This window comes from Bacillus sp. AR4-2, assembly GCF_008274865.1.
Taxonomy (GTDB): Bacteria; Bacillota; Bacilli; order Bacillales; family Bacillaceae_G; genus Bacillus_A; species Bacillus_A cereus.
The window spans coordinates 5,024,899-5,039,217 of record NZ_CP031062.1; the positions used below are offsets into that span (position 1 = coordinate 5,024,899).

Genomic DNA, 14,319 nt, shown 5'->3' on the forward strand with positions numbered 1-14,319 from the left:
ATTTATAATGAAATGATTCACGATTTCTCACCTCAAACACTCTCTTTGCTTTGGTTTATACCATTGTATTGCCCGCACTACTGATATATGCTACATGTTCACTATTTTTGCGGACTAAGTTAAGAAAAATTACGTTTTTTTGTGAGAAATACGTTAACAGTGACTATTTTGGCGAAAAAAATGACACCTTATATGTAAGGCGTCATTCTTCTCTTTCAAACTCTTCTTCTAATAATTGATGGTGGGGAACCTCTTTCTTACCGGCAATATAATAATATAAGGTGAATAAAACAAACAATAAAATAATAGCAGTCGACAGAACAAATAAAAATGACACAGTATCCCCTCCCTTTTGTAATATATATTCGAGAATCTCGTCATTTTTCCTTGTTTTTGCAACTTTTTTCTCGAAATTGAGTATTTTTATATAAAAATAAAAAAATCAGCTCCCCTAGTGGGAACTGATTTTTTCACTTTCTTATTCTTGTGAAGAAGAATCGTTAGATGATTCTGTAGAACCATTTGTTGATTTTTCTTCTTTCTTCGGTTCTTCTTTTTTGTCACTAGTTGAACCGCTTGTTGATTTCTCTTCTTTTTGAGACTTGTCTTCTGTTTTACTTTCAGGTTTCGTGCTCGTTGACTTCTCTTCTTTTTGAGATTTGTCATCAGCTTTTTTACCAGAAGCATTCGTAGCCTTTGCAGCACCTGCATCAGCTTTAATTTCTGTTACTGATTTATTTAAGTAACGTTCAGGGTTCACAGCCACATTGTCTTTACGTACTTCAAAGTGAACGTGAGAACCTGCCTCTTTATTCATTGCACTTAGACCGGATGTTCCTAATACTTCACCTTGTGCAACTCTTGCACCTTTTTCTACTTTCACACTGCCTAAGCTTTGATAAGATACCGCTACACCATTTCCACTATCAACTGTTACAACATAACCAAGAAGTGAATCTTTTTCAGCTTTCGTTACTGTACCACTTAAAGCAGCAGCAACATTGAATTCTTTTCCATTCTTCGCAGCAATGTCAATTCCTTTGTTCGGGGAATATGTGTTGTTATAAAAGACAAGTGCTTTTTCTTGTTCCGCCTCAGTTGCTGCATCTTCATAGAATTTCTTTTGTACGACTACTTCCGCATTCGCGGCAGCTGGCATTTTCACTACTTCTGAAGATTTCGTTACTGGTACTGCTGGATCTTCCGATTGTGTATACGGTGTTGCTTGATCGTGGTTTGGAGTCTTCTTCGGATTAGCTCCTTGGAACCATAGCGCAACCATTAAGATTACCGCTGCACAAGCAATGTATAGTGCCGGAAACACCCATCTTTTTTGAAATAAATGTACTACCTTTTGCGACTTTTTATTATTTCTTCCTCGCATTCCATCATCACCTCAGCAATCATTTTGAACAATATTCACGTATCCTATACAACGTATAACTAATTACTTTTCGACAAAATCTGTAAAAATATGTATAAGAACTGTAAAATTTCCGAGGAAATGATAGAAAAAAGAAAAAACTGAGCGTTTTGGCTCAGTTTTTAGTCTAATTGTTTCTTTTTATATACGATTAAACATACAACGAGCGATATAATAAGCCAAACTGCAACATTTAATACATGCCCACTAATACTACTAAATCCCGCCCCACCTACTAAGCTTTTAAGTGCTTTCACAATATGAGATGTTGGAAGATATCCAATCATCGTCTTAATTACTTTATTTTCAACCATTGGCTCAAACTGTACAGCCAAATACATCGTCATTAATATCGGCATTCCAATTATTGATGTTTGTGGTACAGAAGATGCAAGTAATCCGATCATTGTTCCAAGTACGATAAACAAAATAGTTCCGCATAAGAATATCAATCCTACCAATGGAAGATTAATATTTAACTGATCTAAAATGAATAAATTTGCAATACAAATGACCATCGTCAGACCCGATGTTAATAAACTCTTTCCAAGTAGAACTTCAACCGAAGATGCCGGTGATAGCATTAATACACGCAATGTATGTTTTTCTTTTTCTTCTGCAATTACCATAGATTGAACAAAGCCTGCGACAAATAGGAAGGCCGTTATAGTAGTAATACCTAACATTTCCTTTCCCACTCCAAATCTGCTAAACAAAAATGAAAGTATAATTGGTAAAAATGCCATTAACAACACTTGTGAATTTGTCTTAAAATCTTGTACTTCTTTTCTAAAAATAGCTGATACACGTCTCATTGAAAATGTCATTATAATCCCCTCCCAGTAACTTCAATAAAAATATCGCCTAAAGTTGGTTCGTGTGAATGAATGGATAGTAATTCTCCTTTGTTCATCCATTCTGAAATACGTTTTGCACCTAATTCATCTTTTTGCACTACTTCTTTTTGCTTATCCTTTAATACGACTTGTATATGATCCTTAGCGTATTTTAAGCGCAGGTTCTCTGGCGTATCAAGCGCTACAATTTCTCCGCCACAAAGGAAGGCAATACGGTTACAAAGCGTTTCTGCTTCATCCATGTTGTGAGTCGTTAAGAAAATCGTCGTTCCTTCTTCATTTAAGTCTTTTAAGATTTTATGAATGTTTTGTACGTTTACTGGATCAAGTGCAGATGTTGGTTCATCTAAGAAGAGGATATCTGGTTTATGAAGGATTGCTCTCGCTAGTGTGACGCGCTGCTTCATTCCCTTTGATAATTTTTTTACTGGTGTTTTTTTATCATCTAATAAATTCACTTGTGCTAGTACTTCATCGATTCGTTCTTTTTTACAATCGTATAAGTCACAAAATAATAGTAAGTTATCATAAATGCTAAGTCTTTCATATAAGCCGCTGTTATCTGTTAAAATACCAATTCGTTTATAATCGATGCTACTTGGTCCTGTAATATCTTTCCCTAATACTCTTACTGTTCCAATACTATGAAGCAATTGAGAAGTTAAAATTTTTACTGTTGTCGTCTTACCAGATCCACTCGGTCCGAGGAATCCGAATATCTCTCCTCGCTTCACCTCAATATTTACATTTCGAAGTGCCGTTTTTCCGTCGAAACTTTTCATTACATCTTTCATTTCAATTGCCAATGTCATTTCTTCATCCCCTTTGTTTTTCTTCTTTATAGATGAAAGTCGCTTTAGCGCTTTTCGTTCGTTTGTTTCACTTTTCTTGACTCAATCATATGAAAAACAAAGGGTAGTCGCATTAAAATACCGGTAAAAGGAGTATTTTTACCGGTGAATGAATCGCATGTTGAGCTTATTGGAACACTTTTTATAGCCCAATCACGCCTTTTAATTCATCCATGCGTCCTTTTGAAAGCGGAATTGAACTTTTTCTTTCGTCATCCAAAATTAAACTAAAACTGTTACGAGTCCAAGTAATCACTTCTCGCACTCTTTGTAAATTTACAAGGTACGAGCGATGACATCTAAAGAAACCAAAACCTGTTAACCTTGCTTCTAGTTCGCTTAATGTTAATGTACATACGAAATCCCCTTCACGAACGTGAATATGTGTCACTCCGTTTTGTGTTTCAATGAAATGGATTTCCATCGGATCAAGTAAAATGATTTTATCGTTCACTTTCGCAGGTATTCTTTCTAACTTCATTTGCGGAATTATTTGAACGACCTTCTCTTCATCGACTTCTTCCACTTCCTCTTGTTCAATTTCTACTTTTTTCACACCATCGTTGTTTAATATGTATACATCCTCTGTTAACGAAAGGGCATCCGATAGGAAAGATGACGTAATAAAAATTGCCTTTCCTTGTTCTTTCATTTTCATAATTGCTTTTCGAATAATAACCGTACTCTCTATATCTACATTTTGCTCCGGTTCTTCCAAAATGATTAAATCCGGATTATGAATCATCACTCGCCCAATATGAAGACGACGCTTCTCTGAAAATGATAGTTTTTCTATTTTAACGTTTAGCTTATCTAGGAGACCAACAGACTGCACAACTTCTTCTATACTTATCTTTGATTCATAAAGCCCTATTAAAAACTTAAAGTATTCCTTCACCTTCAAACGATCATATGCTTCATCCTTCAAAAAACAAAAGCCTATGCGGGAATAATTTTTCTTTCCAATTGCTTCCCCTTCAAACAGTACGTTGCCAGTTGAAGCTTCTTCTTGACCAATAATAATGCGGTGTAACACTTTAGCTGTATGATTATTGCATTGCAAAACAATACATTGCCCTTTTTCAACCTTTAGCTCCATTTCCGGTAACTGGTTCGCCTTCCCTAACTGTTTCAACTCTAGTAACGCCATTTCATTTCCCCCAAATGCCTTTTTATCCTATTATATCAAACAGTTAATGGAAAATTATGATATTTTAAACAAAAAAATAGGTGCCAGAGTTCTGACACCTATTTCTTCACCATCAGTTTTCCTTCATAATCATTCATCGTCTTTATTTCAACGCCTTTATAGTAATGAGCGACGATATCTGTATATTTCTTTCCTTCCGCTGCCATGCCGTTCGCCCCGTATTGACTCATACCAACGCCGTGACCGAAGCCTTTCGTTGTAACGATGATTTTATCTCCTTGTTGTTTCCACGTAAAATCAGAAGAACGTAAATCTAACTTTTCACGAACTTCTTTTCCAGTTAATGTTTTTCCTTGAAAAGCTACATCCTTTACGCGCTTTCCTTCCGTAAGGTCTTTAATATTTCCAACCTTCCCGTCTGCTAGCACTTTCACACCGAGACGTTTTTGAAAATCAGCTACTGTAAATGTTTGCTCGCTCGTAAACTTTGGAGAGGCTTGATCCCACGGACTATCTACACTTTTCAAGTACGGATAATCATTTCCCCAATAGTCAGCTGCATTTTCTGTTCGACCATTACTCGTTGAAAAGAAGGATGCTGAAATTGGTTTTCCATCATACGTTAAAACTTGTCCTGCTGTTTTCGAAACGGCTTCTTCGATTTTCTTCAAATTATTTTCGTAGTTATTGCCCCATTGCTTCTTCAATTCATCTTTGCCTTTGTACACTTGATCTTTCACCGTATCTGTCACGTCCGCATTATTTTTCTTTCCTCCGCTTAGCATACGTTGTACTACAAATGTTCTCGCTGCTAATGCCTGCGCCTTTAGTGCCTCTATTTCAAAACTGGCATTCATCTCAGAAGCTACTACACCTGTCACATACTCCTCCACTGGTAATGTTTCTACCTTCTTTTGTTTTTCGCGATATACAGCAACTTGAACAGCTGTATCTACTTTTCCTGGAGCTGGTATGCTTTCTATCGCTGGAGGAGTTTTAGAGGCCGTTTCTTCCCCTACTTTTGCTTTCGCAAATGGAATAACAAGGGCTGCAGGTACAATGATAACGAGCGCTATTAAGAGCGCTACTGTAATAAAAAGTGGCTTTGAAAATTTCATCCTATTTTCCCCCAATATAAAAGCTTTACTCCATTCATTCTTATGGAACAACTCTTTCTTTTAGAACATACTTAAGGGGAAGAGCATAAAACAGAAATTTTCTAAATATTTTTACTGGTACGTGCATAAGTATAGAATTTATTGACTATAACAGTAATAACCCAAAAAAATAGCCCCTATGTCAAAAGACATAGAGACTATTTCAATTAAGCGTGAAGATCAGAAACTTCTTGTTCTTTCACTTCTTCTACTTTTTCGTTTACACGTTCAATAGTTGCACCTAATGCAGCTAATTTCTTATGGAAGTTTACATAGCCACGGTCAAGATGTTTTAACTCAGTTACACGAGTATAACCTTCTGATACTAAACCAGCTAAGATTAATGCAGCTGCAGCACGTAAGTCAGTTGCTGCTACTTCAGCACCTTGTAAGCTGTTTGGACCGTTCATAATAACAGAACGACCTTCAATTTTAATATCAGCATTCATACGACGGAATTCTTCAACGTGCATAAAGCGGTTTTCGAATACCGTTTCTGTAATCATGCTTGTTCCATCAGCTTGTAGTAATAATGCCATCATTTGTGATTGCATGTCTGTTGGGAAACCTGGGTGAGGCATAGTTTTAATATCAACCGCTTTTAACTTATCTGGGCCGATAACACGTACACCTTCGTTTTCCTCAATAATTTTAACACCCATTTCTTCCATTTTCGCTGTAATTGAGCGTAAATGTTCAGGTACAGCATTTTCAATTAAGATGTCTCCACCAGTAATTGCTGCTGCAACCATGAATGTTCCCGCTTCAATACGGTCAGGAATAATAGAGTGGTTTGCACCATATAATTTATCAACGCCTTCGATACGAATCGTTCCAGTTCCAGCTCCGCGTACTTTCGCTCCCATCGCATTTAAGAAGTTAGCTAAGTCAACGATTTCTGGTTCTTTCGCTGCGTTTTCAAGAATTGTTGTCCCTTTTGCTAATGTAGCTGCAGACATAATGTTTTCTGTCGCGCCTACGCTTGGGAAGTCTAAGTAGATTTTAGCTCCTTTTAGTTCTCCCTCAACATATGCCTCAACAAAACCGTTACCAACCTGTACTTTTGCTCCCATTGCTTCGAAGCCTTTTAAATGTTGGTCAATTGGACGTGAACCAATTGCACATCCACCAGGAAGTGCAATACGAGCACGACCGTTACGTGCTAATAATGGTCCCATTACTTGAACAGATGCACGCATTTTACGTACATATTCAAATGGTGCTTCAATATTTAGTTCTTTAGAAGAATCGATTGTTACTTGATTATTTTCAAATACGACTTCAGCATTTAAATGACGTAATACCTCATTAATTGTGTATACATCAGACAAAACTGGTACTTCAGATAGTACATTCTTTCCATCACTCGCTAATAGGGCTGCAGCGATTATAGGTAATACAGCATTTTTTGCGCCCTCAACACGCACTGTGCCGTTTAACCGCTTTCCGCCACGGACGATGATCTTTTCCAAATTATTCCCCTCCGTGTCCTTTTTTCAGTATCTATTCACTCAATACTCAGAAGTTATGATCGGTGTGCCAACCACAATTGTATCTTTGTTGTCTGTAGAACGTATTGCTATTTGCACATTTATTTTCTCTCTATTTGTTGAAAGAGCGTCATCCCACTTTTTATTGTATGCGGAGACTGACACAAATGCTCTTTCTTCTACTTGTTCGATCGCTCTTGCTGAAAGATCTTTCAAAACCTGATTGGTTTTATTTTGCAAAACACCTTCAATCTTATCATTCAGTACACCTTGAACACAAGTGTAAATTATAGGTTTTTCACTAAAAATTTTATTCATGTTTTGAACATACTTCGGGTCCCATTTCGCCCCACTTACTTCAAAGATAATGAAAGTGTTTTCTTTAGTATTTTCTTTACTCCAAGTTACTACTACTCGTTCTTCATAAGAAGAAAGCTTTTTATAGGATGTAGCTTTATATCCATCTGGAGATTGCTCTACTTCCCACTTTTGAATATTTGCCTTTTCCTTCACATCGTTTAACAACTTTTGAAACGTATGTATGTTAGAAATTGTTTTTGTTTCTCTCGCTAACCATGACCATTTTTTTACTTTAGCATCATTTTTCTCTAAAGCCTTGATCATGCTCTCCATTTTCTGTTCATCGCTTATCGGTTTCATCTCTCTATATCCAACCAAAAATAAAACAACACTAAGTGCAACAATAAGAATGGCTTTAAGCTTCAATTTCATCCCCTCCTATCCCCATTGTTAACGGAGATTTGAGGTTCTATACACTTACTTTACTAAATACGTTAAACTCTTCGAATAGCCTAAATAATCAAGGAAAAAGTTACTTACAGATGTCCCAATTGCAATTGTAATTAAGATGAGTAATACTCGCGTCTGCAGCACTTTTCCGGACTTCATTAAACGCTCAATGTGAATGCCTTGTAAGGCCCACCACGTAATGGTAATAAACAATAAATGCGAAACAATGGCAATCAGTGCTTGTTGCCCTAAAAGTTGTGCCAAAAAATCGACCCCTTTTTACTCAGCTACTACTTATGAAAGAATATAAAAACGATACCATAATAAGTAGGAGCTACACTTTTTCAAATGCACATAGACATCTTACATTTTACATCGTGATTTTCTTTCCAAAAACGTATATCTACATTACAAGTTAACACAAAATAAAAAGCGCAGAGTACTGACTCCACACCTTTTATTTTCACTATTGTACCACGTTCCCTAAGAAGAAGAAATCTTTCATTAATGGAAAATATTCATAAAAGAAATTGTACCCAATCATCGGCATAATCCCTAGTATTACAATCGAAATTGCACAAAGACTCATAACAACCTTTATATTTAACGGTAACCGTATTCTCTCTTCTGTCTCTCCGGTGCGGAAAAACATTTGTTGTAAAATACGGAAATAATATACGAATGAAACAACTGTCGTACCCATCATAATCGAAGCTAGTACGTAATGTGCTGGCTCTACATGAAGTGCGCCTAAAAAGATATTAATCTTTCCAATGAAGCCAGCCGTTCCTGGTATCCCAGCCAACGATAAAATAAAAATTGTCATCATTATCGCTGTAAATGGCGACCTTTTATATAAACCTGTGAAAATTGTTATATTTTCCTCATTACTTTGTAAGATTAAGCCGTGGATGATAGCAAATGCCCCTATATTCATAAGCATGTATGCCAGCATATAAAACCACATGCTATCCATCGTAAATGGTGATAATGCCACAAGTGGAACGAGTAAATATCCTGCATGAGCAATGCCCGAATAAGCAAATAAACGCTTTATATTGTATTGTTTTAATGCGACTACATTCCCAACAATCATCGTAATACTTGCTAGCACCGCAATATATATACTCATATGCCCATATAAAGATTGCATATCTCCTTGTATTAATACACTTGCAAAGATCATAAGGAACAAACGAATAATGAGTAGGAACCCGGCAATTTTAGAAATCGTTCCAAGAAAAGCAGTAACAGGTGTAGTCGCTCCTTCATACACATCAGGTGCCCACATATGAAACGGCACTGTGGCAATTTTAAATGAGAGACCAACTAGCAATAAAAGAAATGCGAGAGCTAACAATAACTGAATACCACTAGCGAGCTCCCCAGTGATTACCTTTTGCATATCTACAATGTTAGTTGAACCTGTAATACCGTATAAATAACTCATTCCGAAGAGCGTAATCGCCGTTCCAATTCCTCCGCTAATGACATATTTCATTGCCGCTTCATTTGATGCACGGCTCTTTTTTCGTATTCCTACTAAAATATAAGAAGAAAGTGAAAGTAACTCCAAACCAACGAAAAGGGTAATAAAATCAACACTAGAAGCCATGAACATTGCACCAAGAAGCGCCATTAAAAATAAGTAATAATATTCGCCCTTATCTTCGATTGGATTCTTCTTATCATCGCTCATCGCGGTGCATAAAATGAGGGCTGAGGCGCCTAATAGCAACGTTTTAAACCCTTTTGAAAATCCATCTAACACAAACGATCCATTTAAAATATCTCCTGCCGGTTCGCTATATAGAGTAATTAATGACACGATTGCTAATACGATGGCAGCAATCGCACCAAGAGCTACATATCTATGGTTCAGCTTAAAAAACAAATCACATATGGAAAGAAGGATGGCGGCGCCGAGAATAATAAATTCTGGCACCATTAGATGCCACGATAAGCTAAGTAACGTATTCATATCCATCCTACTTCACCCCCAATGTTTTCAATGTATTTTGAAGCGGATCTCCTAGTATCTCTGGCATAACTCCAATTGCAATAATACAAAAGATAAGTAGTAAAACAGGGACATACTCCCATCCGTGTATATCAGATTTTGCTTCCCACTCTTTCTTTCCAAATGTCACTTGAAGTGTCGCCCTTAATACATACACAGCGGTTAAAATGATGCCAATCACACCGACTGCAGCAATGACGGGCTCTCCTTGAAATAAACCGAGAAAGGCAAGAAATTCACTAACAAACCCAGACATCCCTGGTAATCCAAGCGATGCCATTCCTCCTGCTAAGAAGAAGCCGCTAAGTACTGGGACACTTTTTGCGAGTCCACCAAGCGCTGTAATGTCTGAAGTTCCAAATCGTTGTTCTATAACACCCAGTAGGAAGAAGAGCAAGGCTGCAATTAAACCATGTGATACAACTTGGAATAACGCTCCTTGTGTCCCCGGTGCATTAAGTGCCGCGAGCCCCATTAAAACAATTCCCATATGCGAAATACTAGAGTAAGCCAGTACTTTCCTAAAGTCTGTTTGGATGAGCGCTAAAAAGGCACCGTATAATAAATTAATTACGCCTAATATCGCAATTAGTGTTGCAACATCGTGAAAATATTCTGGGAATAGCCCTTTCCCGAAGCGAATAATACCGTACGCTCCAATCTTCAGCAAAACACCCGCATGAAGCATAACTACAGCTGGATGCGCTTCTATGTGTACATTGACCATCCAGCGGTGCAACGGAAAAACAGGTAGTTTAATTGCAAAAGCAATCATTATGGCAATAAATACACTAAGCTGCAAACTACTTGGGATGACGAGTGCTCCCTCTGCGTTTACGCTTCTTAATATCTCTTTCAGCTCCACAATATTTGTTGTACCTGTTTTCGCGAACAAAATTGAGAAAACAATGAGCAAAATAGCTGAGCCAATACCGTTATATATTAAATAACTATACGCAGCCTTTTCACTCGACAATTTTCCCCACTTTCCAATTAATAAGAACATTGGTGGCAACGTAATTTCAAAGAAGATAAAAAACAACATTAAGTTTTGAGCAGCAAAGACGCCGAGCATTCCTATTTCTAGCATGAGTAACAGCATATAAAATGCTTTTAAATTTCTTTTAATAGAAAAGGCTGCAATTGCTGCAAGCGTTGCTAGAAGAGCCGTCAGTACCATCATGACAAGCGACAAACCATCAATACCGAGCTCGTAATAAATAGAAAACCACCTTTTATCTACCGCTGTAAAATCGCCGAACTTAATCCATTTCATCTTTTCATCGAATAGTGACAAATTCTTTCCAGAAGCATATGTACAAGCGAGGACGATAGCGATTCCAAATGGAAGTGCCGTCCCAAATAAGCCAAGCGCTCGCACTGTACGCAATTCCTTTTTCGGTGTTAATACAAGCAATAAAATTCCTAAAAGCGGGGAAAAAATGAAGAACGTTAACAACAAATCATTCATCGTAAATCCCCTCCCGTATAGAGCAAAATAATGACGAGTACAGCGAGCGAAACCGCCGTTACAGTACCGTACACTTGTACATTCCCGTTTTGAAGTTTCGATCCAAGATTACTTGTGCCTTTCACTACACTTGCAATTAAAACTGCAATTCCTTCGACTACATACACTTCAAATAAGCGAAGCACATGAGCGATTCCTTTCGTAATAGGGATCACCGTCATGTTGTATAGTTCATCCACATAATATTTTTCTTTCAAAAGATTATAAAGCGATGTTTCCGTACCCCCAGCCCAATTCCCAGAAATTGATTTCTTCCTATATATGAAATATGCAAGAGCGATTCCCGCAAATGAAACGAGTGTCGCAACAATCATAATCCAAACTGGTCCATGCGTTTCTTCAACCTTAAACCCTACATCTTTCGTCAACCAATCTCCGAGAAACGTCCCAAACCATGGTGTATTTATATATCCTGCCACTACTGCGAGAACGCCGAGAACAATCATTGGATACGTCATAACGCGAGGCGATTCATGCACTTCTTCCTTCGTCTTCGTTTCTCCAGTAAAGACAAGAAAGTAAAGGCGGAACATATAAAACGCTGTTAAAAACGCCGCAATTACCGCTAAAGTAAATAAAACGTAATTGCCATTCATCCACGTCGCCGCTAAAATTTCATCTTTGCTGAAAAAACCGGAAAGCAGCGGAACACCGCTAATGGCAAGGGTACCTATTAAAAATAGCGTACCAGTTACTTTCATCTTCTTCTGTAAACCGCCCATTTTATTAATGTTTTGCGTATGCACAGCATGAATTACACTTCCTGCCGCCAAAAATAGTAGTGCTTTAAAAAAAGCATGTGTCGTTAAATGGAATATACCAGCTACATAACCGGCAGAACCTAACGCGAGCATCATATACCCGAGCTGGCTAACTGTAGAATAAGCAAGCACCCTCTTTATATCTGTTTGCACAAGACCGATAGAGGCCGCAAAGATTGCAGTGAAAGCTCCAACGATTGCCACTGTCTGCATCGCCACTGTACTTGCTGAAAATAGAGGGAACATCGTCGCTACTAAATATACGCCAGCTGCGACCATCGTCGCCGCGTGAATAAGTGCCGAAACGGGTGTTGGCCCCTCCATTGCATCTGGCAACCACGTATGAAGCGGGAACTGCCCTGATTTCCCCATCGCCCCGATAAAAATTAATATCGCTGTTATTGTAATCATGTAAGGAGGTAGATCCCCTGTATAAATCGCCCTAAATATTGCGTCATATTCAAAACTACCTGCGTACCAAAAAATTAAAATCATCCCGATAAATAAACCAACATCCCCAATACGGGTCATAATAAAAGCCTTTTTTGCAGCAGCCTTCGCTTCTTCTTTAAAGAAATAAAAACCGATAAGTAAAAATGAGCCAAGGCCGACTAATTCCCAAAATATATAAAGCTGTAATAAATTCGTTGATATAACAAGCCCTAACATCGCAAATGTAAAGAGTCCTAAATATGCGTAAAAGGTCGGTAATCGTTCATCACCTTTCATATAACCTTTCGAATACACATGTACAAGTAGACTCACAAGCGTCACGATAAATAACATTAAAGCTCCTAATGCAGTCACTTCAAAGCCGAATGATATATCCACATCTCCAGCTCTAAGCCACACCCACTTATGCTTCACGCTTGCTTCTGAAAACCTTTCTATTAACACAAGTACCGCAAGTATAAAGGAGAGAAAGACGAAAAAAATACTAAGTACGCTGCTTCCTTCTCTAATTTTCTTCCCGAATATAATAAGTAACAAAAACGAAACGAGTGGGAAAAGCGGTATGAGCCATGCATAATCGATCATTGTTTCCTTCCCCCTTTTTCGGTCACAATGCTATCCTTTGAGCGTATCCATTTCATCCACCTGAACTGTCGTACGATTACGATATAAAGCAATTAAAATAGCGAGTCCTACCGCCGCTTCCGCTGCCGCTACAACCATCGTAAACAGTGAGAAAATTTGACCTGTTAAATTCGGAAATAAGCCTAATTTACTAAACGCCACTAAGTTTAAATTGGCAGCATTCAGCATTAATTCGATACAAACTAATACGATTACTGTATTCCGCTTTGTTAAAGCTCCAAATAGACCGATGCAAAACAAAATAATCGCAAGTGTTAAATATGCAGAAGCTGGAACGCTACTCATTGGAATCCTCCTCTTTCTCGTCCTTTTTCGCAAGTATAATTGCGCCAACGAGTGCTACAAGTAAAATAACTGAAGTTAGTTCAAATGGAATAATATATTTTGAATAGAGAAGTGTACCGATTTGAAGTGTGTTGTTTTCATGGAGAGGTAAACTTCCTTGTGTGCTTTCATTTGCAAAATCAACATTATTAACAGCGAAATACATAACCGCTCCAAATGCTACAACTGCAAAGAAGATAATCCATTTTCGAAGAGTAAGACGCGATTCATTTTCCGCGTTATGTTTCGTTAACATAATGCCGAAAATCATAATAATTGTGATTGCCCCAGAGTAAAGTAAAATTTGTGCAACGCCTATAAATTCGGCTGACAAAAGAAAATACAAACCTGCAATGCTGAGAAATGTCAGAACGAGAGCTAGCATCATGTGCATAACTTTCGTTAAGTTCAACATAAGAACACCGCCGATAATTGCAGACAAGGATAGTATAAAGAATGCTACAAACTCGCCATTCATGCCTTATTCTCCTTCCTGACGTTTTCGTCGTTTTCGTCAAGCCACTGCAAATTTTTAAATAAGTCATCACGTGAATATTCCGCGAGTTCAAAGTTATTTGTCATGACAATTGCCTCTGTCGGACAAACTTCTGTACATAAATCACAAAGAATACAAATTTCAAAATTAATATCATACGTGTCGATAATTTTTCCTTTTTTCGTAGGATCCGGATGTTTCTTTCCTGTTAACTGAATACAGTCTGTCGGACAAATGTTAGAGCACTGATTACAAACAATACATTTCTCCGGATAAAATTTTTGAATCCCCCGAAAACGGTCTGGCAACGGCAACGGTTGATTTGGATAATCATACGTTACCTTCTTCTTGCTCAAATTACTTAATGTATATTTTAACCCTTTAAATAGTCCTTTCATCTCTTACTGGCAC

The 14,319-nt window shown here is 37.7% G+C and carries 15 protein-coding genes; all 15 read right to left on the reverse strand.

Annotated elements, in window-relative coordinates; all coding sequences use genetic code 11:
- Window positions 1-202 precede the first annotated feature (202 nt).
- On the reverse strand, window positions 203-337 hold the full coding sequence (locus DN399_RS26050) for a hypothetical protein (RefSeq protein ID WP_000008901.1): 135 nt from the start codon (window positions 335-337) through the stop codon (window positions 203-205).
- A 141-nt stretch (window positions 338-478) separates the two neighbouring features.
- A complete protein-coding gene (gene spoIIQ / locus DN399_RS26055) occupies window positions 479-1,384 on the reverse strand; it encodes a stage II sporulation protein SpoIIQ (protein WP_001214926.1) in 906 nt (301 codons plus the stop codon).
- 161 nt (window positions 1,385-1,545) lie between these two features.
- A complete protein-coding gene (locus DN399_RS26060) occupies window positions 1,546-2,250 on the reverse strand; it encodes an ABC transporter permease (protein ID WP_000144450.1) in 705 nt (234 codons plus the stop codon).
- Entirely contained in the window at window positions 2,250-3,092 is an 843-nt protein-coding gene (locus tag DN399_RS26065) for an ABC transporter ATP-binding protein (RefSeq protein WP_149150076.1), read from the reverse strand. The genes DN399_RS26060 and DN399_RS26065 overlap by 1 nt, the downstream gene beginning before the upstream one ends.
- 181 nt (window positions 3,093-3,273) lie before the next feature.
- Window positions 3,274-4,281, reverse strand: coding sequence for a LytTR family transcriptional regulator DNA-binding domain-containing protein (locus DN399_RS26070; RefSeq protein WP_149150077.1), 1,008 nt, complete (start codon window positions 4,279-4,281; stop codon window positions 3,274-3,276).
- A 98-nt stretch (window positions 4,282-4,379) separates the two neighbouring features.
- Window positions 4,380-5,399: a stage II sporulation protein D gene (gene spoIID / locus DN399_RS26075; RefSeq protein WP_000672659.1), complete on the reverse strand. Its 1,020-nt coding sequence runs from the start codon at window positions 5,397-5,399 to the stop codon at window positions 4,380-4,382.
- A gap of 206 nt (window positions 5,400-5,605) precedes the next feature.
- A complete protein-coding gene (gene murA / locus DN399_RS26080) occupies window positions 5,606-6,910 on the reverse strand; it encodes a UDP-N-acetylglucosamine 1-carboxyvinyltransferase (RefSeq protein ID WP_000411274.1) in 1,305 nt (434 codons plus the stop codon).
- 39 nt (window positions 6,911-6,949) lie between these two features.
- Window positions 6,950-7,654, reverse strand: coding sequence for a YwmB family TATA-box binding protein (locus tag DN399_RS26085; RefSeq protein ID WP_481747787.1), 705 nt, complete (start codon window positions 7,652-7,654; stop codon window positions 6,950-6,952).
- A 51-nt stretch (window positions 7,655-7,705) separates the two neighbouring features.
- The gene (locus DN399_RS26090) at window positions 7,706-7,942 is read right to left on the reverse strand and encodes a DUF1146 family protein (protein WP_000057889.1); all 237 of its coding nucleotides are present in this window, start codon (window positions 7,940-7,942) and stop codon (window positions 7,706-7,708) included.
- A gap of 202 nt (window positions 7,943-8,144) precedes the next feature.
- Entirely contained in the window at window positions 8,145-9,659 is a 1,515-nt protein-coding gene (gene nuoN, locus DN399_RS26095; RefSeq protein ID WP_349237039.1) for an NADH-quinone oxidoreductase subunit NuoN, read from the reverse strand.
- A 7-nt stretch (window positions 9,660-9,666) separates the two neighbouring features.
- On the reverse strand, window positions 9,667-11,169 hold the full coding sequence (locus DN399_RS26100) for an NADH-quinone oxidoreductase subunit M (protein WP_016123878.1): 1,503 nt from the start codon (window positions 11,167-11,169) through the stop codon (window positions 9,667-9,669).
- Window positions 11,166-13,028, reverse strand: a complete 1,863-nt coding sequence (gene nuoL, locus DN399_RS26105) for an NADH-quinone oxidoreductase subunit L (RefSeq protein ID WP_149150080.1) — start codon at window positions 13,026-13,028, stop codon at window positions 11,166-11,168. The genes DN399_RS26100 and nuoL overlap by 4 nt, the downstream gene beginning before the upstream one ends.
- Before the next feature lie 30 nt (window positions 13,029-13,058).
- Complete coding sequence (gene nuoK, locus DN399_RS26110; protein WP_098223495.1) at window positions 13,059-13,373, reverse strand: NADH-quinone oxidoreductase subunit NuoK; 315 nt, start codon at window positions 13,371-13,373, stop codon at window positions 13,059-13,061.
- Window positions 13,366-13,890 carry an NADH-quinone oxidoreductase subunit J gene (locus tag DN399_RS26115; protein WP_001012812.1) on the reverse strand — a complete coding sequence of 175 codons (525 nt, stop codon included), beginning with the start codon at window positions 13,888-13,890 and terminating at the stop codon, window positions 13,366-13,368. The genes nuoK and DN399_RS26115 overlap by 8 nt, the downstream gene beginning before the upstream one ends.
- The gene (nuoI, locus tag DN399_RS26120) at window positions 13,887-14,306 is read right to left on the reverse strand and encodes an NADH-quinone oxidoreductase subunit NuoI (RefSeq protein ID WP_000677191.1); all 420 of its coding nucleotides are present in this window, start codon (window positions 14,304-14,306) and stop codon (window positions 13,887-13,889) included. The genes DN399_RS26115 and nuoI overlap by 4 nt, the downstream gene beginning before the upstream one ends.
- Window positions 14,307-14,319 lie beyond the last annotated feature (13 nt).